Here is a 25,316-nt window from a genome sequence, read left to right as displayed (position 1 = left end):
AATAGTTGCGAAATTAGTTTATTATAATATTAAAAGGGGTCTTTGCGATGAAGTATAAAAATAAAACACATAAACTAGCTGAATTTGCAAAAGAGTTACTTGATAAAAAATCTTTAGAGAGTGGATTGCCTCATATTGCAAAGTATGTTAAAGAGGTAGTTGATGCTGATAGATGTTCTATATTTATTTATAGTGCTACAAAAAATGAGTTGTGGACAACTTTAGCAGATGGTGTTGAGAGAATTGCAATGCCTGCAAATAAAGGAATCGTAGGGTATACAATCAAAGTGAAAAAACCTGTTGTAACAAATGATGCATATTCCCATCCCGAATTTTTAACGGCAATTGATGAACAAACAGGGTATAAAACACATAACATTGTAACTGCACCTATTTTTAACTCACATAGAGATATTATAGGTGTTTTAGAGCTTCTCAATAAAGCAGACGATTTTGATGATGAAGATGTCCGTTTTATGATCTTTTTTGCCCACTATGTAAGTGGTTTCATTGAATTATTAAAAACGTATAGAGATGAGGAAGCTTATGAATAAATTTAACAAAATAGCTGAATTTGGAAAAGAGTTAGTTAAAGCCAAAGATATAGAAGAGAGTTTAGAAGTGATTGCCAAAGAGGCAAAAGAGATAGTTAATGCTGATCGCTGTTCTATCTTTATAGTAGATGAAAATGAAAATATTTTATGGACAAAGCTAAGTGACGGAATTGCAGGGCGTATTGTAATCTCTTTGGATTCTGGAATTGTTGGAGATACATATGCACAAAAAGAGGCACAAGTAGTCAACAATCCATATGAAGATGCAAGATTTTTACCAAGTATAGATAAAAAAAGCGGATATAAAACAAAAAATATGATTACAATTCCTATTTTTAATTCAAAAAGAGAGATTATGGGGATTATGCAACTGCTTAATAAAAGTCGTTTTGATTTTGATGCAGACGATTTAGAAGTTCTTACTTTTTTTGCTAACTATATCAGTGGAACGTTAGAGTTAGTCTTGCTTAGTGAGAAGTAAGGCTGCATCGTGTGCAAGTCGGATAACACCGATTGCGTAGTTAGATGAGTTGTTATAGCGCATAACTTTTTTCATATACTCTTTAAGATAATCAAGCTCTGGTTTGTTTTTTGTAAAACAAGTATACTCTTTTCCTGTTTTTAAACTTTTTTCGTATACAAATGAAGTGTTGTTATTATCAAATTCATATTGGTACCAAGCTTGTTCTACTTTTTCTACGCTTTGAAGTTTGTTCCAATCAATTAAAGTATCAAATCCAGCTTTTTTATGTAAAAAATTTGCTACTGAAACAATAGCATCATCCATATTTGTTAAATCAGGGATACCATTTTTATAAGACTGCGCATAAGTAAAACTGTTTGGCATAAATTGCGGGATACCAACTGCACCTGCATAAGAGCTAGGCAGGTTACATTGCTGGGGTGAGAGTTTTTCTTTATAACAATACTCTATAATTGTCGCCATATTTGTTTTACCCATATTTAAAAGCCACTTTTCGCGTTTATCTTGGGGTTGAGGAAGGCGAGTAACTATAGTGTTAAAAACTATAAAAGCATCGTGTTGAGGTTGAATTTTACCTAAGTTTGTCTCTTTTAATAAAATGGCAGCAATGATCTCTTTATTTACACCATATTTTGCCTCAGCATAGTGATATGCTTCTTTATGTTTTTGTAGATTTTCTACCATTTGAGGTATGCGATTGACAAGCACATTGTTCGCTTTCTTTTCTCTTTGCTTATGGTATTTGATATATTTTGGTTTGAGATATTTCCAACTGATTTCATCATATTTTTGTGTTTTAAAATAGGAGAGTAAAAACTTATTTGCATAATCGTAACTTACTCCCTTTTTTACAACTTTTTTACAGACGTCACTATAGTGAGGATTTTGAAATGTACAGTTTGTATAATGTTTAGCAAAAATGGTAGTTGCAAATATACTAAATAGTATGAAGTATCTCATTTATCTCATCCAATCTTTGTGGTGTCCCAATATCTTTAAAAAATCCTCGAAAAACTTCGCCACTTATCTTTTTTTCTTCGATAAATTTACGAAGAAGAGGAGCTAATGGCAATTTTTCTAGGGTAACATCGTCGAATATTTTTGGATTATAGTAAGCTATACCTGAAAATGTCCACATCTCTTGAGAGTGGTTTAAAACCAAAGAGTTTTCTAAGCCAATATCGCCTTGATTGTTATGTGGTGGATTTGGTACTAATATAAGGTGAGCAAGTTTGTTTTGTAGATCAAAGTTAGGGTCAAACTCATAATCACAATAAACATCTCCATTTATAACTAAAAAAGGCTCATCTCCTAAATATTCTAGTGCCTTTTTGATCCCACCAGCAGTCTCTAGTGCACCAGTATCTCGCTCATCCGAGTAAGTAATCGTTACACCCCAACGACTTCCATTCCAAAGGGCTTCAGGAATTTTTTCACCTAAATGGGCTATGTTGATAACGATTTCTTTAAAACCATTACGAGCTAGTTTTTCAATATGCCAGACAATTAACTCTTTACCCCCAACTTTTAAAAGCGGTTTTGGAATTGTATCGGTAAGCGGACGCATACGCTCTCCACGACCAGCAGCTAGTATCATCGCTTTCATTGTACACTCTTTAAAAACGCAGCTAACTCTTTTGTTTCATCATAACGTGAGGCAGTATCTACAACATAAGAGAGAGTGAGTGGTATATCTTTGAGATACCCATCTTTACCATCACGAAGATGCAGACGTGAAAAAATACCTAGTACTTTTATATGGCGTTGCAATCCCATAAAATCAAACCATTTTAAAAAGGTTGCATCGTCCACATTAAGTTTAAGTTGATTTCGAAAGTAGAGAACTAACTCTTCTATTTTTTCTCGATCAAAAGAGATATAACAATCTTTGAGTAATGAAACAAGATCGTAGGTAAGTGCACCATTCATCCCATCTTGATAATCTATAACACCAAGTTCACCATCATCTTGTATCATGATATTTCTAGAGTGAAAATCACGATGTACAAAAACATTTTGTGGTTGAGAGAGCACGACTTCAGATATTTGATCAAGTGTATCAGCTAACATCTTTTCTTGAGAATTTGAAAGTGTTAGAGAAAGTTTTTTTTGCAAATACCACTCACGCATCAAATCCATCTCAAAATGTAAAAAAGCTTTATCATAGAGTGGTAGATTGGTAGTATCTGTATTTTGCATCTTTAAAATTTCACTTATCGCTTGTTTATAAAGCGTATCAAAATTATTTTCATCTAAAATATCCAATAAATTTGTATTTCCAAAGTCTTCTAATATTAAATAGCCATTTTCCAAATCTTTGTAATATATTTGTGGTGCTCTTACATCTGTTTTGAGAAGTTTTTCGGTGATATTTATAAAAGGGTTCAATGATTCTTTCTCCAAAGAAGCATCCATGAAGATATAAGTCCGATCTTCATTTTTTAAACGGTAATAACTTCGAAAACTTGCATCTGCTGAAGCGATTTCAAGAGCATAATCTTTATAAGGAGTTTTTTGTAAATACTCTTTTAATTGCTGCATGTTATCGTTCCAAGTATGGAATTTTTGACTGTTCCAGTTATCTCTTTTAACTCTACAGGCAGTTTATGGACTCTTTTATACGCTAACCATGCGAAGATCATCGCTTCTAAGAAGTTGCTATCAACTCCATGTTCACTACTCGTTTTAACCTCTTTTTGGCTGAGTTCTTTGATACGCTTAACTAAATACACATTTTTAGCACCGCCACCACAAAGGATAATCTCTTCAACATCATTTAAATCTTTTACTATTGTTCGTGCTGTGAGTTCGGTGAGTGTTGCCTGTATATCTGCATCACGTATACCTATATGATTGTTCAAGTAGTGTGCTAACCATGTTGGATTAAAATACTCTCGTCCAGTGCTTTTTGGTGGTTTTTTTTCAAAATAGGGATCGCTAAGCATATCATCTAAAAGTACTTGAATCACTTGCCCACTTTGTGCAAACTCTCCATTTGAGTCATAATTTTTGTTTTGAATTTTATTTGACATATAATCAAGTAAAACATTACCACAACCCGAGTCCCAACCAAGATAGTTTTTACCTAAAAGAGTGATATTTGCCATCCCGCCAATATTTACAACTGCAATATTTTTGTCCATTTTTCCAAATATAAATTTATGAAATGCTGGAGCAAAAGGAGCACCTTGTCCCCCATTTGCTATATCTTTTGATCGAAAGTCGTTAACTACATCAATATTTGTATGTGTAGCAACGATACTAGCAGAGCCTAATTGCAAAGAAAATGGATATTGCGATTCAGGGGAGTGCCAAAGTGTTTGACCATGTAGACCAATAGCTACAACCTCGTCTTTGTTGATCTGGTACTGTTCAATAAATGAATTGATAGCATCTGTATATATATTGGCAAGTTTTACATCTATCTCTCCAATAGTTTGGAGTGTAGTCTGTCCATTAATAACGGTAAGAATTTCATCTTTCAAATCTTGAGAGAAAGGATATTCATGAGCACATAAAAGTGTGCAATTATTTTCATCGACCTCACATAAGGCAACATCAATTCCATCGAGGCTTGTTCCGCTCATCACACCTATATATTTAGTCATTTTAGCTCTCCAAAGTTTATTTAGAAGTTATAGAAGAGGTCTTACTTAACATCATAATACAATATGCTACCACAAAACCTACAACAATTTGCCAATCATAGCCGAGCGTAAAACCAAACAGTGATGTTTGCAGTATTAAAACAGTTATAAAACCACCAAAAAGAGCATAAGGAACAAGTATGTTATTGCCCCGCGTAGTAAAAATTGCAGCAAAGTAAACACCAAGGAGTCCTGTATATGCATAAGCCATAACTCCAAGTGCAAATGAGATCAGTGAAACTTCCAAATATCTTTGCCAAAAATAGCTTACCATCGCCATAATAAAAAGGCTTAAAGCAAACAACAAAACACTTAGGCGTGAAGCTTTTAAAAAATGTTCTTCATCTAAATTTGGCTCTTTTTTTAACTTATAAGGTTTGTAAATATCTTCAATAAGAACTGAACTCATAGCTCCTAAAACTGAGTTAGTTGAAGAAAGAGCTGCTGCAATTGCACCAACTGTGACAAAACCTCGAAGTCCATTTGGCATCTCATTTAAAATATAGTACATAAATATCGTTATTTTTTCTTCATTAAAACTTTGAATAATCGTATTATTTTGGTAATGTAAAAAGAGTAAAGCACCAATCCATAAAAATAAAAACACTATAGGAATAGTAATAATTATCGATAAAACCAAAGATTTTTTTGCATCTTGTTTGGTTTTACAAGAAAGTACTCTTTGGCTCATATCTTGGTCGAGTCCAAATGCTGCAATGTTTAATAATAACCAGCCACCAAGCAAACCAAAAATACTGAATTTTCCATCGGTTGCAGTATCTATCATTTGTAGTTTTCCAAGTGAATCTAGTGTTTGGTATATATTTTGTAGTTCTAAAGAGGTATAAAGATAGTAAAATACAACACCTCCAGCACTCACATACACAATTGTTTGAATGATGTCGCTATAAATAACAGACTTTACTCCGCCAAAATAGGTATAGATTAAAGCTCCAAAAAGAAGTAGTAAAATCGAGATAACCATATGCAAAAGAGAGATATCCAAAAAAAGTATCATACTTACAGCTAAAGATGCGATATAAAGCCTAGCTCCACTAGCAAGTACACGACCTACTAAAAACATCACTCCAGCTTGTTGTTTTGCACTCTTGCCGTAACGGTTTTCTAAAAGTTCATAAACAGTTAATGCTTTGATCTCATAAAATTTAGGTACAAAAAAGTAAGCAACAAAAAAGACTGCTAACAAAGATGAAAAGTAAAATCCAATGAGTGTAAAGTTATCTTTGTAAGCAAATTCAGGTACTCCTAAAAAAGTAGCAGCAGATTGTGTAGTTGCAACTATTGATATTGCAGCTGCGAGAGCAGGGATCGAGTTTGAAGAGGTAAAATAATCTTTTGTAGAGGATATCTTAGTGCGTGAAAAGATGTATGAGCTAAGTGCCAAGACAATTAAATAGAGGAAAAATATACCCCAGTCAAGCAGTGAAAAAGCACTATTCATAATGAGATTTCAGCCCTAAATTTTCTATTTTAGAGCGGACATTTTTCATAAACTTATCTCCTGGATCAGCTTTTATAGTACGGTAACCTTTATCACGTTCAAGCCAAAATGGAGTGTTCTCAAACTCCATATATTCATGATGTCCGATAAGGTACTCAATTGATGGATATTTCATTTTTAAGTAACGCACTAAGGCGATGTTCGCTTTTACTTGTTCAGGGGTTAGGTCCTCTGTCTCATTTGCTTCACCGCCGACATTTTCAACTCCTATAGCAGAGTAGTTTAGTCCAATAACATGACGTGCCATATAGTTATCGGGCATAAGCTGGTAGATTGTGCCATCACGATCAACTAAAAAGTGAGCAGATACATTTAAAAGCGAAGCAGCAGCAATATCTTTGCGATCGGTAAATAACTCCTCTTGATAGAGTCTTTTATAAGAATCTTCAAAACTCATAACCGCTGTCCAGTGTAGCACAATCATCTTTGGAGTTATGTTTATATCTTTTACATCCAAAGCGTAGTGTTGTTTTATGTAACCTTTTGTCATCTCTTTGCGATGCTTTGAAAAGATTATAGGTTTTTGAACTATTTGCGACTTAGTATGTAAAGACTCTATTTTTTCATTTGCATCGGCTATTCTAGTAAGAGGAATTTTTCCATTTTTTACTTGTTTATAGATAGTTTCAACCAATTCTTTTGGAGTGTTTGATCCAAGTTGGTTTCCAAAAACTAACATATCGACACCACTATTTATAGCAAGTGTTGTTGCTTCTTGCAGTGAGTAATGCTCACTTATCGCTTTCATCTGCATATCATCACTGACAATCACACCACGAAAGCCGAGCTTTTCGCGAAGTAGTTTTGTATTTACATTATAAGAGAGAGTGGCAGGGTATTTCTCATCCAAATTTGCATTAAAAACATGGGCAGTCATTATCATATCTGCTTTGTTTTGTGCGATGAGTTGTTTATATGGTTCAAGCTCAATTTTGTTCCACGTTTTTGTTACGTCTACAAAACCTTTATGGGAATCACCAAGTGATGATCCGTGTCCAGGAAAGTGTTTAAGTACAGAGATAACACCTGCTTTACTTTGCTCTTCGATCATGATAGAAGCGTATTTTATAACCTTAGCAGGTTTTTCACCATAAGAGCGTTCAAGTCCAACTATCACTTTGTTTTGTGGATTAATAGTGAGATCAACAACGGGTGCGAAGTTCAGATTAAATCCGTTTTGTGCCAACATAAGGGATTGTTGTTGATACATAGTTCTCACTGTTTGATCATAAAGTGTTGCAATACGCTTTGCTGAAGGTACTTGGTAAAATCCTTTTTCAGATTTGAGACGTGCTACTTTACCACCCTCTTGATCGATTGCTATAAAATAGGGGGCATTTTTTGACTGTGTTAGTGTTAGCGTTAGTACTTTTAATTGTTCTGGATTGATTATGTTTTTTGGCTTATCTGGATGTTTATGGTTTTTATCGAAAAGTATAACACCACCAAGTTGATAGGTTGAATCAAAATCCTCATCCTCAAACCCTACAATCAACATTTTTGCGATCATTTTTTTAAGTTCTGTATCTGTTACATCTGCTTGGAGTGAGTAAAATAGAAGAAAAAAAGTTAGTAATAGTTTCAAAAAAGCTCCAAAGTATCTAAGTTTTTAAATATCAATGATTTTACCATATCTTTGGTTAGGTTTTGAGGCTCATAATGGTCACTTACAACTTTGTATATGGCAAAGTTTTTAATAGCAGGATTATGGATAACTGCATCATAAAACCCATAACTTTCCATATCTACGGCCTCAAAATTTTCTTGTTTTATCTCTTCATCTTTACAGTGTAGGGTTATACCTTCACTAAATTTATAGGAGATATCTTCATAAATAATCTCACCAATTTTCAAAAGCTTTCCAATGGCATAATTGGTATTTGCCCCACACACACCGATATTTAAATAGAAATCATCATCTGTAATATCAAAGTGGTTAATGAGCGTCTGTGTTGCTAGTCTAGAGTGTTCAACTCCTATACCACTTACAATGAGTTTCATCGATTTATTTGAAAAAAGTATATAGTTTTTTAGTGTTGATTTAGTGAGTTTGTATTTATCAACGAGTGCTTGTGCTTCACTTTTGAGTGCGACAACGATGTATATCAAATTTACTCCTACAAAATTTTATTTAAGATATCTTTGCTATAATTTCATCGCTCTTCTTTAGACCTGTGCAAGGAACTTATGAGACAATGTGTCAGGATGGGAACATAGCAGCACACCTTATTGGTTTTTGTGCCGCAGACATCTGGAGGGGGGCACCTTCTTTTTAGATATCTTCCCTATATTTTGAAATTCCACACGGTTGATTTGGCGATGGTGGATTGTCACGCAAATATTCTAAGTCTTCTAAAGTTTGTGTTAGTACCTTTTTTTGTTGCAAAAGAGGGAGCATTAAATTATCTTTTTCATTCAGCGGGATCGACCAGTCAGTTAAGATCTTTTCAACCTCGTTATCTAGCTCTTTTAGAGCATTTTTTACATGTGTAATCGAATTCATATACAAAGTATAGCAAAACTTAAAAAAATTATGGTATAATCGCGTTTCCAAATTATGTGGAAATTTTACAAAAGGAGCCGTCGATGCCAAAAATGAAATCGGTAAAAGGTGCTGTAAAGCGCTTTAAAGTTAAGAAAAACGGTCAAATCAAACGTGGTACTGCGTTTAGAAGCCACATCTTAACAAAACAAGATGCACAAACTCGTCGTGAGCAAAACACTCCAAAAGTGGTTGCTAAAGTTGATGCGAAAAACATTAAGGCTATGATTAACTAATTAAACTTAGTTGATTTAACAAACTCTCCAACTCATGTTGGGCAAGTCCACCAAAGCAGTGGCACCTTGACTACTAAAGTAGCTGGGTAAAGAAAATAAGGAAATAAAATGCCAAGAGTAAAAACTGGTGTTGTTCGTAGAAGAAGACACAAAAAAATATTAAAATTAGCAAAAGGTTTCTATAGTGGACGTCGTAAACACTACAGAAAAGCTAAAGAACAATTAGAGCGTTCATTAGTATACGCTTTCCGTGATAGAAAACAGAAAAAACGTGAGTTCCGTAAATTATGGATCATCCGTATCAATGCTGCATGTCGTTTAAATGACATGAACTATTCTACTTTCATGAATGGACTTCACAAAGCTGGCATCGAGCTTGATCGTAAAATTCTTGCTGATATGGCTATGAATGATGCTGCTGCTTTCTCAAAAGTAGTAGAAGCTTCAAAAGCTGCATTAGCTGCATAATTTCAACTAGACCCATTTTCTGGGTTTAGTTTACTCCCTTTTTTAACTCATTTATAAAACTTATAAATTCAGCTTATTTATAGATTTGATATATTAACATAACGACATAGGGGTTGTTTGTATGCTCAATAAAAATATTAAATATCTATATTTTATTTTCATTATATCTTCCTTGGTAATGTCAACTTCCATTATATTATTGGAAAAAATATATTTTCATGATAATGCTCAAAAAGTAGCTTTAGACAGTGCTGTCAAAAAGGTAAAAGAACGTGAGTACACAATCCAAGTCTTTTTAGAACAATCAAATAATATTCTTCTATCTCTTAGAGATTCAAATTTTTTTAAAACATATCTTGCAAAAGGAAACAATACAAAAGATATACAAGATCTTTTTAAAACATGTGCACAATCTAGCGTAGACTTTATGCAACTTCGTTATATAGACAAAGATGGTAATGAGAAGATAAGAGTTGAAAGAGAGCTATACGGTGGAAAAATTTCTGTAGTGCCAGAAAAAGAGCTACAAAATAAAGCCCATAGATACTATTTTTATCACTCTATGGCAAACGAGTTAGAAAAAGTAAATTTCTCTGCACTTGACCTTAATATTGAACATGGAGAGGTTGAGATTCCATATAAGCCAACTATGAGAGCGATTTTACCTATCAAAGAAGATGGGAAATTTGGTGGGATTATCATTATTAACTATTTTATGGAGGAGTTTTTAAAAAAACTTGTTTCAGCACCACTTTACGATATCGTTTTATACGATGATAACGGTTATATAATTTACCACCACGATGATCAAAAAGATTGGTCTTTATTTAAAGAAGAAAAGTACACTATAATGCAAGAGTATCCTAAACATGATAGACAACTTTTAGAAAAAGATTTCTTGCATACAAATAGTTTTGTAATGAAAAAAATGGAAGTTAGTATTGCAGGTGGTTTACATATATTATTGCAACTCAATAAACAATATCTTGAAAATCAAGCACAAAAAACAAGAGAACAATATATTTGGATTATTATATTTGTTATTGTCCTTCCATTATTGCTTACTTATTTACTGATTAAATTCTTTGGAAAAACACTTTTAAATCTTGATAAAGTACAAACTTTAAATCAACAACTCAAACAGCAAACCTATACAGATGAACTCACGCAGCTTCAAAATAGAAAGGCATATAATGAAAAACTAGATGAGTTATATGCACACTATAAACGCTATAACACAACTTTTTCGATGTTGCTTTTTGACATAGATTTATTTAAACATATCAATGATACTTATGGACATCTTGTAGGAGATGAAGTTCTTATAAAACTTGCTCAAATTGTTCGATCAAACTTGAGAAAAACTGATTATTGTTTTAGAATAGGTGGCGAAGAGTTTATGATACTTTTAAGCAATACTAGAAAAAAAGATGCTGTAGTATTTGCAGAAAAACTACGTAAAACTATCGAGGAAAACTTATATGTTAATGATAGCGAAGTAGTAACTATAAGTATAGGAGTTGTTGAAATTCAAGAAAATGATACTTTAGAGAGTTTGTATAAACGTGTTGATGATAATTTATATTTTTCAAAAGAGCATGGGAGAAATCAAGTTAACTCCCATCTCTAAAATACATTGTCTTAGTTGGCTTTATTTATTAAGGAGAAATAGCCACATTTATATTTTGAAACCTATTTGATGTTTTAGAGTAAAACAACCTTCATTAAAATAGGTATCTGGACATAATATCTTCATGAATGTCCATCTTATTATTAATTTTTGTATTTGTATAAATAAATTTTTCTATCTTTTTTACACCTCCCGTTTTAAGTTCATTTATTTTTTTTAAAAAGTACTTAGCATGGTTTACCGCGAAATTTAAGAATGTTTTTTTTGTTGTTAAATACAAACATTTTACCTCCTTTATTGATAACTTCTATCAAAATAGTATCAAAAGAAAGCTTAAATGAAATTGATATTTATTATCAATTATGTATTTGGGGAAGATTTTATTTTTTTGGAGGGGGTAAAGTGGGAGAAAAATCCCCACTTTTAGTTAGAGAAGATTAGTCGCCGTTTGGACCATTGTGACAGTCGTAACAACCAACTTTTTGTCCTTTAGCGAAAGTTTTATTTCTCATAACTCTCGTTGTGAACATTTTAGAGAGTTCAGTTCCTCTATAATCAGCACCGTGACAACTTGCACATTGCGTATGATTTTTCTCAGCTACATCATCATGGTTTTTTACCCAATCATTTCCAGCTGTGTGCATACCGTGAGGTCCTCCTGTTGTAGTTGAAGGTGCAGTATCATGACATGCTGTACATTCAGCGATAGTACCTTCAAACCCTTGTACCTCTATACTTTGAAGATTATCTTCTGCGTGTTCACTTGGATAAATAGCATGAGTTGAACCATGACAAGCTGAACATTGCATATCACCATGTCCTGTACTAAATCTATACAGACTCACTCCACTCGCAGGTGTATTTGCATTTGTTGCAAATCTTGTATCAACTGCAGCTCTAAGTGTCCCAGTATTTGCATTTGTAACAGCTTCAGTATAACGGTTACCATCTTGGTGACATGATTGACAATTTGGCTCTTCTAACCAACCGTTACGAGCATGAGTACCAACTGCACTCATATTTCCATGACAGCTTTGACATTGAATGTTTGACTGTTTACCCATAGCTCCGCGTAAACATTTTGTAGTAGCACCTGGATGACAACGGTAACATGCACTTCTATTATCTGAGCTACCTAGTGTCATAGAGTTTGTTGGGTCAGTAACATTTGCATGTTTTGAGTGCATCGCTTCTGTTAGAGGTTTTGTGTTACTTACCCCTGAAGTCCCAAGTGCATTAGTAGAGTGACATGTAGCACATAAAACAGGATTGTTATTTTTTGCACTGGTATAAAGACCATTGTCATCATACGTTGTGTATCCTGCAGCTTGAAGCTCAGTTTGATGATCTGATACTGCTGTTGGATACAATTCATCATGGAGTCTTAAGATATTGTATTTGAAATCTTTCTCAGCATCTATATCATTTTCCCACCCAGCATTTGGTTGTGCGTCGCTATAACCACTTGTAGAACTGTGACAAGTTTTACAGTCCATCTCATCACTTACAGGTAATACCACTGTAGTTGAAGCGAGTACCGCACCACTTTGATCAAACGCACTTACAGTCACTAAAGGGTAGTAATTTTTTGAACCATCATCATTATATGGAGTCATAGGAATTCCAACTGCTTCCCACCAATTGTGATCTGCATTATATGTAAGTTCATGTGGAGTAAAGTTTGAAACACTATTGCCTGTGAGTCCAATATCTGGGTCAAGTACTGCATGATAAAGCACAGACGCATAATCCCAAAAGTTTGTTTTTAACTCATTAGAGTTTGTATACATTGAAGTTGTATTGTATTTTCCATCTAATGAAACCTCTGATGTGTATTTAATTGTTACGCCTGAAGTTACATGTTTGTTCGATGTTCCATTTTTAAGAATAAGTTGTGCATTTAAAGTGTTGTATGGCGGTAAAATAGAAAAGACTGAGTAATCATTCCCATCCATACAATGCATACCAAGATCATTCCATGCTAATAATGTATATCCACTTGTAGAGTTTACACCATTACCTGCTTTTATATTGTCTGGAGGAGTACCTTGTGTTCCACCACCTGTTGAACCACCGCCAGTTGTTGAGTTGTTATCAGAACCACCACCAGTCGTTGTGTTATTGTCAGAACCACCACCAGTCGTTGTGTTGTTGTCAGAACCACCACCAGTCGTTGTGTTGTTGTCAGAACTACCGCCAGTCGTTGTGTTGTTGTCAGAACCTTCATCAGTTGTTGTGTTATGATCAGAATCATCATGTTCATCATCTGAATGGTGATCTCCTTCATCATGCTCATCATCTGAATGGTGACGTTCTTCATCATGAGATTTAACATCATCTAAAGTTCGTTGAAAATGTTCTCTTGCACTTGTTGTATCAATAGAATCTTTTCCAAGGTGACTTGCCAAATTCTCTACATCAGAGTCTGTAGCCTCAGATGAAAAGTTTCTACTTATAAAATCTTTTGTATTTTCGCTAATTTGTATACCATTAGATGTGTCACTATCTTCATCCGCAGTTTGTAATGTTCTTAATGTAGTATCTAAATTTGCTTGTGACACACTATCAGACATTGTAGCGGAGTATTGAGATGTTTTATACCCATGTATCAAATCAATAGGAGTAATCTCTGCATTTTTATCTTGTTGGTCTAAAGTTACAGTTCCTAAAGTATGATCTCCTAAAGAAAATGTGATGCGTTCTCCATTTTTGAATGTAAATCCTCCATCACTATCTGTTGTACCATGAGACCCATTTGAACCTTTATAGTCCAATCCCTGCACTTTGGAATCTACAAAATAACCTGTTTGTTGAGTTGCACTACTTGTATCAGAAGATGAACTGCTACCACATCCTCCAAAAAGTAATAAAACCACCGCTGCCATGCTAATCGATAGTCTTGTTTTCATGAAGTATCCTTCTTAATTGATATAGAATCTAACGCAGTATAAAATAGGAAAATGAAGATTTAATGAAGATTTATTAAATATGTTAAATAATATGAAAATTTAAAATAAATATAAGAATTAGATAAGGTCTTTATCTTTTAAAAACATAGCAAATTGCGAGTCGATATTGATGATATGTCGTTTAAATTTATCATAGGCATAGTCATTAATGTAGGAGTGCCCAAATATTGGCATTTTTTGTGCTTTTTCATAGAAATATTCCATCTCGTGTAGTAGATTTTTATGTTCCTCTAAATGTTCACCTTTGGCATAAAAATCATACTTATCCATAAGCTCCTCTTCAAATGCAAAGTGCTCACGTGTGTGTTCTATCATCTCTTTAAACAGAGGTAAAAATTCAGGTTTATTTGAAGATTTTATTTTGGCAAGTATCTCTAAAAACTCATCATGTTTTTCATCTATGAGAGGTATATTTAGCTCTAAGTTATCATTCATTAGCAGACTCTTTTTTTGTTTTTAGGATGCAAGTATTATACCGCATGAGAGACGAACTATTAAGTTGGAAATGATAAAATTAGATGAAATTATTCTCTAAGAGGGATACAAATGAAAGAGATTAAACTGAGTGTTGATGAACAAAATGTTGAACTAGTGATGACAATATTAAATAGTTTAAAAACAGAACTAATCAGTAAAATTGAATTAGATGGAACTGTAACAAAAACAAAACGTACACAGTACCAACCCAAAGTAAAAGCAGTAGATGAGAAAGATTCAGGACCAAATGATCGAAGTGGTAAATATGTCTCACCAAGTGCATATAAAGAGAGACTCAGAAAGTCAAAAGGGTTATAGATGAAAACAGTTATACTTATAAGACATGCGAAATCAAGTTGGAAAGATATAGATGTAGATGATTTTGATAGACCTTTAAACAAACGTGGAAAACGTGAAGCACCGATTATGGCTGAACATTTAAAATCACACAATATTGCAATCGAGAAAATATTTTCAAGCCCCGCAAAAAGAGCAAAAAAAACAGCAAAGATTTTTTCTGAGATTCTCGATGTAGAAGTGGAGTATTATGATGAGCTTTATGATCCTTTTGAAGAGGAGATTTTAGAACTTATCAATGAACAACTTGGGGAGCATGATGTAATAGCGATAGTCTCACACAATCCAGAGCTTACTGATCTTTGTAATATGCTAAGCGATCAAGAGATAGATAATATCCCAACATCTGCATATGTTATCTTAGAGTCTGAAGAGGAAGAGATTGATGAGAATAGTTGCAAAGTTGTAGATTTTGCATACCCAAAAAGGGAAGATATTGCAGTTAAAATCGATCAATGATTTAGACTACATTGAGATAACAAACAAAGCAGCAACTGCTAAGATAGCCTTGCAAGGTGCACATCTATTTCACTATCAAAGGGTAGGAGAGGAACCACTTTTATGGTTGAGTGAAGTGAGCGAATTTGAGAGAGGAAAAGCTATTCGCGGTGGAGTGCCAATTTGTTGGCCTTCCTTTGGAGATAACAATCCAGACCTACCACAGCATGGTTTTGCTAGAGTTATGATGTGGCAATTTGATAGCCTAATTGAGATCGATGAGTATACGACACAAATTAGTTTTTCTTTACAAGATTCCGAAGAATCACACTTTTTATGGGATTATAAATTTCATGTGAAGTTGGTTATAACAGTTGGAAAAACTTTGCAATTGGAGTTGATAACCACAAATTTAGATACAAAACCTTTTACGCTCTCTCAAGCATTTCATACGTATTTTAGTGTCTCGTCGATAGATGATGTAATTATTAGAGGTTTAGAGGATAAAGAATATCTCGATGCACTTACACTAAAAACTGAGCTTCAAAAAGATGATATAACTTTCAATCAAGAGGTTGATAGAGTTTATCAAGGTGTTGCAAGTGAAATCATTTTACAAGATGCAAAACGTAAAATCTTTATCAATAATAGTGGCTCAAAAAGTGTAGTGGTTTGGAATCCGTGGATTGAGAAATGTGCTCGTATGAGTGCAATGCAATCAGATGCATATAAAGAGTTTGTTTGTATTGAGAGTGCAAATGCGTACGATGATAAAAGGGAACTCTTACCACAAAAGGCACATACTTTAGAGACAATAATAATTTAATTATCTATCAGTTATTCTTTAGAGGTGCCCTTTAGTTGCAATACAATGATTTTTTACTATAATAAAAAAGATAAAATGGATGAGTGTGGTGAGATTTTTTCAAATAGATAAATTATTTATAGTATTGTTTTTGTTCTTAGGGGTTTGTTTAAAAGCAGAACCTATAAATATTTTACACAACAACGGCAATATTTTAGACCAAGTTGAAATCTCATTGAGCTCAAATTCTACAAATTTTGAATCTATTAAAACGACAAGTCAATTTCAAAAAAATACTCTTAGAGATATTAATCTTGGCTTTAAAAGAGATACTATTATTTGGATAAAAATTTCTCTTTTTAATGATTCTGATACTGTTGTTACAAAGGTTTTAGAAGTTCGAAATCCTCTGCTTGAGGAAATAGTTTTATACGATGAAACAGGAGAAATCATAAAAGCTGGAATGCTTCATATGACTCCAAAACAAGTGACACTTAATCATGCTTTTGGTATAACACTTCAAGCAAAAACAAAAAAAACATACTATCTCAAAGTTTCTAATCATACAACATCTCTACGTTTTGCACTTTTTTTAAATGATTTAAAAGATTTTCAATATGCAGATAACATGCAATTTGGCATTGTTATGATGGCCTTAGGGGTTATTCTAGCCCTTTTATTTTACAATTTTTTAATCTATCTCTATAGTAAAAAAATTGCATATTTATATTATAGTTTATATTTGAGTACATTGATTTTCCAGCAAATTACTTATCTTGGGATAACACCACTTTATTTTCCAAAAGAGTTTGTATATATAGACAATTTGAGTGTTTTATTTAAAGTAAACATTATGTATATAACTGCAGCTATTTTTGCAAAAGAGTTTTTAGAGACTAAAAATTATAAAAAAATTGATAAGGTATATAACTTAATCATTATATTTGCTATTTTAGAGATACCAATATTTGGAACTCCGTCTTTTTATTATCCTGAGGTTGGCATTGTTACAGGATTGTTTTTTGTTCTTTTTAATATTTTTGCTGCTATATATATTTATAGTCAGGGGCATAAACAAGCACGTTTATTTATAGCAGGGTGGAGTGTCTTAGTTGTCGGTTTTACATTTATGATACTTGATGGTTTAGGGATAATCTCTATAATGTTAGATATGCCAAATGTTATTTTGTATGCAACTGTAGTTGAGGCTCTTTTACTTTCATTGGCTTTTACAGACCGTTACAGTCTTTTGCAAGAGGAGAAGGAGAAAGCGGATCAACTTTTGGTAAAAGCTTTAGAAAATAGGCAAGTTATCATTGAAGCAGAGATTGAAAAACGTACTAAAGAGCTCTCAAACTCTTTAGAAAATCAAAAAACTCTTCTCAAAGAGTTACATCATAGAACAAAAAACAACTTACAACTTATGCTTTCCATAGTAAGAATACAAGCACAAGGTGTAGAAGAGTCCTTGAAAAAACATTTTAAAAATTTAGAAAACAGAATCATTGCTATAGCAAAAACACATGAGATGTTGTATGTGCAAAAGAATCTACAAAAAATTGATATGCAACAGTATATACTTGAACTTTGTGAAAAAATTGAATTAAGTTTTAACTTAAATAATTTTACATTACAAATAGATGTAAACAAAATATATATACCACTTAAAGAAGCAAGCTATATAGGTTTGCTTATTAATGAGATAGTTATAAATGCTATAAAATATGTTAACAAAGAAGAGATTATTCTTACGATAAGTATGCAAAAAAATACTCAGGGATATATTTTGAGTATAAAAGATAATGGTGATGGTAAAATCAAAGATATCAATGAAAATAGATCATCAGGGAGTGCGATTATAAATACTATTATTTTAGAACAATTAGAAGGTGAGTATACACTTCAGGAAGATCATGGAATTTCATATACTATAAGGTTTAAAATATGATAAATATTTTGATAGTTGAAGATGAGAGTATAGTTGCTTTAGAGATATCAAACTTTGTTAAAACATTAGGTTTTAATCCAATTGCTACAGTTTCAAATGGTAAAAAAGCTATGGAGATCATACGCTCTAATGTTGTTGATCTCATTTTAATGGATGTTTATATCAAGGGAGATATAGATGGTATATCAGTAGCACAACAAATTAATCAAATAAAAAATATTCCAATTATTTATATTAGTGCTTTTAGTGATGATATAACTCTGCAAAGAGCTATCGAGACAAATCCTTCGACATATTTAATCAAACCATTTCATGAAAAAGAGTTAGAAGTTGCTATTAAAATAGCATTAAAACAGGTTCAAAAAGAATTTGGTAGTTATAGAAAAGGAGACATCACTTTTGATCAAGAATTTTCATACGATAGTCAAGCTGATGAACTCTTGTTTATAGGAGAAGTAGTACATTTGACAAAACAAGAACGTCAACTTTTACATCTTTTGTTAAACTGTAAGAATCAAATTGTATCTATATACGATGTTGAAAATGAAATATGGCCAACAAAAGAATCTAATGAAAATACACGACGTGCATTGGTCTCACGTTTACGCTCCAAATTGAACTATAAATTTATTCAAACTATACACTCTATAGGGTATAAAATAAACTTTTAAAACTTCTTCCTCACACATGTGACTTACAAATACAAAAATATTTTGCAATGTTTTTACAACGTTTTTAAAATACAATTTTTTTGGTTGAATTAAAAAAAAGGAAGTTGTATGTTAAAGAGTAGAATATTATCTTTAGTTGTAACCATAACATTTGTGTTATTTAGTGGTTGTGGTGGAGGTGGGGGTAGTTCCTCAAGTTCAGGTGGTGGAAGTTCTGATGTAAAAGCAGAAGTTTCTTATGATTTAGAAGATGGAACAGTTGTCGTTAATAGTTCTTCAGTAGATGAGATGAGTGTAGTTCCTGATATTAATGCAAGTAATTATAAAAATACACTCGTCTTTAGAATGCCAAATAGTGGTGGATTTGCAAACTATAAAGTTGGAGATACACTGATGTCTGGGGCTTCTGCTAAAGCACCGTATGGTTTTTTAAGAAAGATAACAGCTATAGATGTAAATGGAAGCGAATTAGTAATATCTACAGTTCAAGCAAATCTTTTAGAAGCAACAAATAACCTAAAAATAGATTATGAGAGTCAGAATATTTCAGCAGATCAAATTAGTAGTATTGAGTTGGCTCAAGGAGTTGTGCTTGAAAATATGAAGCTCGATGATAAAGGGCAGGTTCTTGCTGTTGCAACTTCACAGGGAAGTTCTTTATTTGATATAAGTATTGATCACACATTTCATTATAATGGAGGAGATGTAACTGTTTCAGGAAGAACAACTTTTGATTTTGGGATTATTTTTAAATTAGAGACAGAATATCTTGTAGTTCCTGAATATTTTAAGACAAGTCTTGTCATCGATCAAGGTACAAAACTCTCTATAAAATCAAGTAATGGTATAGATTTTCAAGATAGCATCTCCATAGGTTCAATCCAACTTGCACCTATTTCACTCTCAGCAATAGTTATTGTCCCTCGTATTGATCTTGTCTTAAAAGCAGATGGAACTATAGAAGCAAACTTCGCGCTCTCAGCTTCAGAATCTTTTCATGGTGAAATAGGTGTAGAGTATAAAAATGATCGTTCACCTAGATGGAAACCAATCCATACATTTGAACCACAAACAGACTATGCACTTCCAAATCTTGAGAGTGTTAGTGCGGATATGAAAGCAAATGCAGGACCACAGTTTAGTCTTATGATTTATGGTGTTGTTGGACCATATGCTTATTTGAGTGGATTTGGGGAATTGGATATGTCTGCAGCATCTGCATCAAATGTAAATCTTACTTTAGATGTAGGCGTTGAGTATGAACTTGGGGTATATGTAGATATTTTATGGGTTGATGAAAACTATAAACTTGTAGAAGATGATCTCTTTAGAATCAACTTAATCACGCTCAATAATGAAGCTTTGCCAGATGAAATTTATTTGACAGAACCGATGGTAGGAGAGTTTATTTTATATGGCTCTACAAAAAATTTGAGTGCTGTATATAGTGGAGTTTTACCATCAAAGGTAGAATTTTTTGTAGATGATATTAGTGTTGGGAGTGATATAACAGAACCTTTTACAATAGATTGGGATACAAACAAATCTACAGTTGGTGCACATACTGTAAAAAGTGTTTCGTATGATAGTAATGAAGAAGTGATCTCTGAAGATAGTGTAGATATTGAGTTGCGAGAAGCAAAGTGGAGAGAGGGAGCTGTTAGTGGTATAAGTAATGTTACGGACGGTGTTTTCTTATATAATCATGGTTATGTTTGGGGATATGATGAAGCATCACAAATGTATATAATATCTGAAAGTACCGATAATGGTCAGACATGGAGCACATATTTTCAAGAGGGAATTTTACATGGAAGTATATGGGATCGAAAAGGATTTATCGCTCCAGATGCTGGTTTACTTGCTGTAGAATTTGGTGCAAGAAACCTTTATCAAATAGATCAGGATGGAAAAACTACGCTTTTTGATAGTTTCGATGCCAATAGTACAATACTATGGGATTTTGGACTCAATAATAATGGTGAGATTAGAACAGTTAGTACAGATGCTGATTCTAACCCATATATTGGAAAACTTACTTCGACTATTGAGATGGCGAAAGTCGCAGATATCTCCGATGGTCAAGGCTCAACAGCAGTTACAAGTGCAACACGAATAAACTTTAGTAAGGTAAGTGAGGATGCCATTGTATATGGCATTAGATTTATAAATGAAACTACAAGTAGTATGACATTTAACTATATGTTGAGTCATGATGGTGGAGATAGTTGGGAGTTAGGAACTTATAATGGTGTCACTATAGGTTTTTACGATGCTATATCGGATGCTTATTTTGTAAGTGAAGATGAGATTGTATTAGTAGGGACACATTATGTTGACAACACAGATTATGATAACCCATACTCTTCTGTGAAACTTGATCCAGAGAGTGCATTTGTCTTAAGAACAACAGATGGTGGAGCAAATTGGCAAAGAATAGATGTAGCTACAAGTGGTTTTCAAACAGTTACATTCTTAAACGATAAAGAAGGATATGCTTCAGTAAATTATATAGAGGCAGAAACTACAGGTCCAAAAGTTTTTAAAACTTTAGATGGTGGTTTAACATGGAGTGTAGCTGAAGAGATAACAACAGATGAAAAAATAGTAAGAGTTCAGTTCTCAAATGAATACTCAGGTGTTGCAATTGGTATACATGGAACAGTATACAGATTTTCATTAAATTAAAAGGGGATAATTATGAGTTGTAATAAAAGATTAAATAGAACTGTGTTTGCATCTTTAGTTGGTGTATATATTTTTATCCCACAAACTGTATCGGCAGGTTTTTTTGATACAGTTATGGATAAGGTTGAACGAAGTGTTGATAAAAGAGTAGAAAAACGTACAAATAAAGCTGTTGAAGATTCACTTGATAAGGTGGAACAAGGTTTTGATGATACTATGGAGGGGAAAAATACGCAAAAAACTACTCAAGAAAAAAGTGCAAAGCCTACATCAGATGATTCTAAATCTATCGCATCAAACCCAAAAGTATCATGGTCAAAATTTGACTTTGTTCCTGGAGATACCATAATCTTTGAAGATGCTCCAAGTGCAGATGAGGAAAATGGTGAGTTTCCGTCTCGTTGGGATCTTAAAGAAGGAAACGTTGAAATTGCGACTGTAGATGGAGAAAATGTTATTATGTTCCTTACACATTCAGATATAGTCCCGTATATAAAAAATGCAAAAAAAGATTACCTACCAGATGTTTTTACCTTAGAATTTGATGCTTATTTTTCTCCAAAATGTTACTCTGGACGTTATTGGGTAAGCTTCTATGATAGGAAAAATCAAAGATATGGGGAAAATAAAGAGTTGGAGATATATGTTAACTCACTTAGTATTGGAGATTTTTCTAACGAGTACCCAGGAAAAAAAAGCAATTGGGATAGTGTAGGTGGTTGGCGACATATCTCTGTTGCTTTTACGAAAGGAAAACTAAAAGCTTATATGAACGACACTCGTTTGATAAATATTCCCCATTATTCAGCAAACCCAACAGGTATTACTATCCGTGCAGAGCGTTATGATAAATATCAAAAATTCATTAAAAATATCCGTTTAGCAAAGGGTGGAGTGAAGTACTATGACCGTGTACTTCAAGATGGAAAAATCATCGTCAACGGTATCCGTTTTGATGTGAATAAAGCAACACTCAAACCTGAGAGTAGCGGTCCGATTAATGAGATTTTTTCTCTCATGCAAAAGCACCCTGAAGTAAAATTCCGTATCGAAGGGCATACTGATAGTGATGGAGATGAAGCAAATAACCTGACACTTTCTCAAAAACGCTCAGAAGCGGTAATGCAAAGACTTATCTCTATGGGCATTAGCAGTGATCGCTTGGAGGCAAAAGGAAAAGGTGAAACAAGCCCGATAGATAATAACGCTACACCAGAGGGTAAAGCAAACAATCGTCGTGTAGAGTTTATAAAAATCTAAAAAAGGAATTATGATGAAAAAAATATTGATATCGGTGATAATCGGCGTTTTAGGTTACACTACTTTAAATGCGCAAGGCACAAAGCTCTATGATGTAAAAAGTGCAAACGTTACTTATAAAATCACAGGTTCTAGCTCTATGATGGGAGTACAAACACAAACTAGCGGAGAAAAGAGTATAACTTTTGACAATTATGGTATGCAAAGCGTTACAAAGGAAAAAACCACGCAAAAAACCACACATAACGGCACTACACAAACGAGTAATACAAACACTGCAGTTTATATGAAAGATGGTATTGTTTATAGTGTGAATTATAATAAGAAAACTACCAATCGTATGGAGAGTATGGCTGGTATGATGGGTGGCGATATGGTTGCTCAAGGAAAAGCCATGTTAAAACAGATGGGTGGAGAACAAATTGGAACAGGCAAAGTACTTGGATACACCTGTGAAATTTGGGAAGCGATGGGAAGTAAACTCTATTTTTATAAAGGTGTACCTCTAAAAACTGAGTCAAACATGATGGGTGTTTTGCATTCGGAAGTCGCTACATCTGTTAAGTTCAATACTCGTGTATCTGCAAGCGAGTTTGAACTTCCTAATTTTCCTGTAACTGATGAGATGGGCAATGTTATCAATAAAAACCAACGTTCCAAAATGGATTCGCAAAGCAAAAAAGATATGCAAGATGCACAAAAAGCACTGCAAGGTTTTCAAAATGGCGATATGCTAGGGACACTGAAACAACAAATGCTCTCACAAGAGAGTGTTATAAGAGATGCGAGGAACTGTTTATCAAAGGCGCAAAATGCACAAGCAGCACAGCGTTGTATGGATAAAATGCCTGATTCAGATGATGATGAAGAGATGGATGATCTCTCACAAGGGTGGGATGAACAAACAAAACAGAACATACTAAGTGATATGGATGTTTATCTCAATCAAACTATCCCGTGTGTTAAAAAAGTTCAAAAGATGGCTGATTTAGATAGATGTATGAAATAGTTGATCGATGGAAAAAATTTCTTGTTTGCTTAAGGAGAGTTGCAGGACTTTGAGATCATCTTGCATATGTATTTGTGAAGTTGTGCCATCGAGCGGGACGATATTTTTTGCTAAAAGATAAGCGTAAAATATTTGTGGAGTATCGACTTTATGGCTAAAAGCTGCATCTATAACTGCTTTTGAGTTTAAGATGTGAGGGTTGGCAGTGAGAGACCAAAAACTTTGGTACTGGATGTTATTCTCATCACAAAATTTGCGAAGTTCTACATCATAACCAGTATCACTATAAAAGCGGTTTTGTAAAACGTTCGGCTTTACTTCTGCTTCTTCAAAAAGGCGTTTTAAAGTACTTAGATCGTAGCAGTTACTTATCCCTAACCTCTGTGCATTTCCTGTTAAAGCGATAGCCTCCATCGCACGCCACACTTGTAAAAGATGTGAAAAAGGAAAAAGGGGAGAGTGTAAAACATACGAATTCACATAACTAGTATGAAGGTTTAACTGTGAACGCTCAAAAGATTGAAAGACCTGTTCATCAAGTGGAGCGTTTGGATTGTAAGGGATGTTTTCTGGGTCTTGTCCAGCAATGGGAGTAAACTTTGTTTGTATAAACAACTCTTCTCTTTGTAAGCCCTCAGCTGCTAAAATTTTTAATGCCTCTCCAACACCTGCTTCATTATAATGGCGAGGTTGACAAGCAGTATCTATCCCTCTAAAACCAGTACGCAGGGCTTTTGCTACTAACTCTGTCGTTTTTTCTTTTTTCCATGCTGTTCCATAAAGGATTTTAGGCATATTTATAGGATTAATGTTTTTCATGTGAACCGCAGTCACACCCTCCAAGCATACCGATGACATAGTGGTCATTGACTTCTGTTACGTCAAACTCATGTTTGCCACAAAAGTTATTTTGCATATGTGCTAGTTTTTCATTAGCAGCACTCTGTGCTTCCTCTTTTGATTCAAAAGAAACTATTTTCTCCATACCTTCTTGTTTTGCACAACTGCAAAGTTTTTCTACGATTACATGATGTAATTCCATAATTATTTCCTTGATTATATTTTTTATGCTTATACAATCTGTGTTCCATTTGAAATTATCAGCACATAGATGATACTATACGCTATAGATTTAAACCAAAGAAGAAACTATGCAAAATATTACAAAAAATACACTCGTATCTATCTCTTTAAAGCTGGAAGATCAAAGTGGAAATATCTTAGATGAAAGTGATGAGGTGATGTACCTTCATGGTGGGTATGAACAGATATTTAAGAAATTAGAAGCTGAACTGGATGGAAAAAAAGTTGGAGATAGTTTTGACCTTTTACTCACTGCATCAGAGGCTTTTGGTAAGTATGATGCTACACTAGAAGTAAGAGAATCACTTGAAGATTTGCCAGATGACTTAGTTGTTGGGATGGAATTAGAAGGTGATGATGAAGAGGTCGTTTTTGTTGTTGAGAGTATAGAGGATGGATACGCAATTTTAAATGCAAATCATGAACTAGCAGGAATCCCACTCAGAGTGTCTGGTGAGGTTTTAGAGCTAGAACATCTAAACGATGGAGGTGTACAAGAGATACTGAGTATGCAGCACGAGCATTAAA

General features: G+C 33.7%; 26 protein-coding genes and 1 other RNA gene. 15 read left to right on the top strand and 12 right to left on the bottom strand.

From position 1 onward, the window contains the following. Nucleotides 1-47: 47 nt before the first annotated feature. Together ACQY56_RS00975 and ACQY56_RS00970 are read left to right on the top strand one after the other, a co-directional pair. Entirely contained in the window at nt 48-554 is a 507-nt protein-coding gene (locus ACQY56_RS00975; protein WP_428737480.1) for a GAF domain-containing protein, read from the top strand. After that, a complete protein-coding gene (locus ACQY56_RS00970; protein WP_428737479.1) occupies nt 547-1,035 on the top strand; it encodes a GAF domain-containing protein in 489 nt (162 codons plus the stop codon). The genes ACQY56_RS00975 and ACQY56_RS00970 overlap by 8 nt, the downstream gene beginning before the upstream one ends. Here the strand turns inward: ACQY56_RS00970 and ACQY56_RS00965 are convergent. The 7 genes from ACQY56_RS00965 to ACQY56_RS00935 are packed head-to-tail and all read right to left on the bottom strand — an operon-like array spanning nt 1,012 to nt 8,316. Continuing rightward, a complete protein-coding gene (locus ACQY56_RS00965; protein WP_428737478.1) occupies nt 1,012-1,998 on the bottom strand; it encodes a lytic murein transglycosylase in 987 nt (328 codons plus the stop codon). The genes ACQY56_RS00970 and ACQY56_RS00965 overlap by 24 nt on opposite strands. Further along, entirely contained in the window at nt 1,976-2,644 is a 669-nt protein-coding gene (gene murU / locus ACQY56_RS00960) for an N-acetylmuramate alpha-1-phosphate uridylyltransferase MurU (RefSeq protein WP_428737477.1), read from the bottom strand. Before murU ends, ACQY56_RS00965 begins: the two co-directional genes overlap by 23 nt. Next, complete coding sequence (locus tag ACQY56_RS00955; RefSeq protein ID WP_428737476.1) at nt 2,641-3,579, bottom strand: aminoglycoside phosphotransferase family protein; 939 nt, start codon at nt 3,577-3,579, stop codon at nt 2,641-2,643. Before ACQY56_RS00955 ends, murU begins: the two co-directional genes overlap by 4 nt. Further along, a complete protein-coding gene (locus ACQY56_RS00950) occupies nt 3,567-4,646 on the bottom strand; it encodes an anhydro-N-acetylmuramic acid kinase (protein ID WP_428737475.1) in 1,080 nt (359 codons plus the stop codon). The genes ACQY56_RS00955 and ACQY56_RS00950 overlap by 13 nt, the downstream gene beginning before the upstream one ends. A 16-nt stretch (nt 4,647-4,662) precedes the next feature. Continuing rightward, nucleotides 4,663-6,147, bottom strand: a complete 1,485-nt coding sequence (locus ACQY56_RS00945) for a sodium:solute symporter (RefSeq protein WP_428737474.1) — start codon at nt 6,145-6,147, stop codon at nt 4,663-4,665. Further along, complete coding sequence (locus ACQY56_RS00940; protein ID WP_428737473.1) at nt 6,140-7,792, bottom strand: glycoside hydrolase family 3 N-terminal domain-containing protein; 1,653 nt, start codon at nt 7,790-7,792, stop codon at nt 6,140-6,142. Before ACQY56_RS00940 ends, ACQY56_RS00945 begins: the two co-directional genes overlap by 8 nt. Next, a complete protein-coding gene (locus ACQY56_RS00935) occupies nt 7,789-8,316 on the bottom strand; it encodes a hypothetical protein (protein ID WP_428737472.1) in 528 nt (175 codons plus the stop codon). Before ACQY56_RS00935 ends, ACQY56_RS00940 begins: the two co-directional genes overlap by 4 nt. A 54-nt stretch (nt 8,317-8,370) precedes the next feature. Between ACQY56_RS00935 and ffs the strand changes: the two genes are divergently transcribed. Beyond that, nucleotides 8,371-8,468, top strand: an RNA gene (ffs, locus tag ACQY56_RS00930) — signal recognition particle sRNA small type. A gap of 11 nt (nt 8,469-8,479) precedes the next feature. On the opposite strand, the gene ACQY56_RS00925 is transcribed toward ffs, so the two are convergent. Beyond that, nucleotides 8,480-8,710, bottom strand: coding sequence for a hypothetical protein (locus ACQY56_RS00925; RefSeq protein ID WP_428737471.1), 231 nt, complete (start codon nt 8,708-8,710; stop codon nt 8,480-8,482). A gap of 83 nt (nt 8,711-8,793) precedes the next feature. Between ACQY56_RS00925 and rpmI the strand changes: the two genes are divergently transcribed. The 3 genes from rpmI to ACQY56_RS00910 all read left to right on the top strand — a co-directional run bounded on the left by rpmI (nt 8,794) and on the right by ACQY56_RS00910 (nt 11,083). After that, nucleotides 8,794-8,985, top strand: coding sequence for a 50S ribosomal protein L35 (gene rpmI / locus ACQY56_RS00920; RefSeq protein ID WP_428737470.1), 192 nt, complete (start codon nt 8,794-8,796; stop codon nt 8,983-8,985). A gap of 108 nt (nt 8,986-9,093) precedes the next feature. Beyond that, nucleotides 9,094-9,453: a 50S ribosomal protein L20 gene (gene rplT / locus ACQY56_RS00915; protein ID WP_428737469.1), complete on the top strand. Its 360-nt coding sequence runs from the start codon at nt 9,094-9,096 to the stop codon at nt 9,451-9,453. Between the two features lie 199 nt (nt 9,454-9,652). After that, entirely contained in the window at nt 9,653-11,083 is a 1,431-nt protein-coding gene (locus ACQY56_RS00910; protein WP_428737468.1) for a GGDEF domain-containing protein, read from the top strand. 437 nt (nt 11,084-11,520) lie between these two features. Here the strand turns inward: ACQY56_RS00910 and ACQY56_RS00905 are convergent, their stop codons facing one another. After that, complete coding sequence (locus ACQY56_RS00905) at nt 11,521-13,992, bottom strand: multiheme c-type cytochrome (RefSeq protein ID WP_428743698.1); 2,472 nt, start codon at nt 13,990-13,992, stop codon at nt 11,521-11,523. Between the two features lie 117 nt (nt 13,993-14,109). Next, a complete protein-coding gene (locus ACQY56_RS00900) occupies nt 14,110-14,487 on the bottom strand; it encodes a bacteriohemerythrin (RefSeq protein WP_428737466.1) in 378 nt (125 codons plus the stop codon). Nucleotides 14,488-14,598: 111 nt separating this feature from the next. Between ACQY56_RS00900 and ACQY56_RS00895 the strand changes: the two genes are divergently transcribed. The 8 genes from ACQY56_RS00895 (at nt 14,599) to ACQY56_RS00860 (ending at nt 23,705) form a co-directional block, all read left to right on the top strand. Next, nucleotides 14,599-14,847, top strand: a complete 249-nt coding sequence (locus tag ACQY56_RS00895) for a hypothetical protein (protein WP_428737465.1) — start codon at nt 14,599-14,601, stop codon at nt 14,845-14,847. Further along, entirely contained in the window at nt 14,848-15,345 is a 498-nt protein-coding gene (locus ACQY56_RS00890; RefSeq protein ID WP_428737464.1) for a SixA phosphatase family protein, read from the top strand. Continuing rightward, the gene (locus ACQY56_RS00885; protein ID WP_428737463.1) at nt 15,323-16,150 is read left to right on the top strand and encodes a D-hexose-6-phosphate mutarotase; all 828 of its coding nucleotides are present in this window, start codon (nt 15,323-15,325) and stop codon (nt 16,148-16,150) included. Before ACQY56_RS00890 ends, ACQY56_RS00885 begins: the two co-directional genes overlap by 23 nt. Nucleotides 16,151-16,280: 130 nt before the next feature. Further along, complete coding sequence (locus ACQY56_RS00880) at nt 16,281-18,077, top strand: 7TM diverse intracellular signaling domain-containing protein (protein WP_428737462.1); 1,797 nt, start codon at nt 16,281-16,283, stop codon at nt 18,075-18,077. Next, nucleotides 18,074-18,748 (top strand): response regulator, encoded by a 675-nt coding sequence (locus tag ACQY56_RS00875; protein WP_428737461.1) that lies wholly within the window; start codon nt 18,074-18,076, stop codon nt 18,746-18,748. Before ACQY56_RS00880 ends, ACQY56_RS00875 begins: the two co-directional genes overlap by 4 nt. Nucleotides 18,749-18,856: 108 nt before the next feature. Then, entirely contained in the window at nt 18,857-21,436 is a 2,580-nt protein-coding gene (locus ACQY56_RS00870) for an Ig-like domain-containing protein (RefSeq protein WP_428737460.1), read from the top strand. Between the two features lie 12 nt (nt 21,437-21,448). Continuing rightward, on the top strand, nt 21,449-22,696 hold the full coding sequence (locus ACQY56_RS00865) for an OmpA family protein (RefSeq protein ID WP_428737459.1): 1,248 nt from the start codon (nt 21,449-21,451) through the stop codon (nt 22,694-22,696). Nucleotides 22,697-22,709: 13 nt separating this feature from the next. After that, the gene (locus ACQY56_RS00860) at nt 22,710-23,705 is read left to right on the top strand and encodes a hypothetical protein (RefSeq protein ID WP_428737458.1); all 996 of its coding nucleotides are present in this window, start codon (nt 22,710-22,712) and stop codon (nt 23,703-23,705) included. Here ACQY56_RS00860 and ACQY56_RS00855 read toward each other — a convergent pair. Both ACQY56_RS00855 and ACQY56_RS00850 read right to left on the bottom strand, forming a co-directional pair. Then, nucleotides 23,685-24,524: an aldo/keto reductase family protein gene (locus ACQY56_RS00855; RefSeq protein ID WP_428737457.1), complete on the bottom strand. Its 840-nt coding sequence runs from the start codon at nt 24,522-24,524 to the stop codon at nt 23,685-23,687. The genes ACQY56_RS00860 and ACQY56_RS00855 overlap by 21 nt on opposite strands. Then, complete coding sequence (locus ACQY56_RS00850) at nt 24,511-24,747, bottom strand: hypothetical protein (RefSeq protein ID WP_428737456.1); 237 nt, start codon at nt 24,745-24,747, stop codon at nt 24,511-24,513. The genes ACQY56_RS00855 and ACQY56_RS00850 overlap by 14 nt, the downstream gene beginning before the upstream one ends. Nucleotides 24,748-24,856: 109 nt before the next feature. On the opposite strand from ACQY56_RS00850, the gene ACQY56_RS00845 reads away from it, so the two are divergent. Continuing rightward, nucleotides 24,857-25,315, top strand: coding sequence for an FKBP-type peptidyl-prolyl cis-trans isomerase (locus tag ACQY56_RS00845; RefSeq protein WP_428737455.1), 459 nt, complete (start codon nt 24,857-24,859; stop codon nt 25,313-25,315). The last annotated feature ends 1 nt before the right edge of the window (nt 25,316 follow it).

The sequence above is a fragment of the Sulfurimonas sp. genome, assembly GCF_050296975.1.
In the GTDB taxonomy this organism is placed as follows: domain Bacteria; phylum Campylobacterota; class Campylobacteria; order Campylobacterales; family Sulfurimonadaceae; genus Sulfurimonas.
Note: the sequence above shows the minus strand (reverse complement) of the source record. Positions and strands in the feature narration are given on the sequence as shown.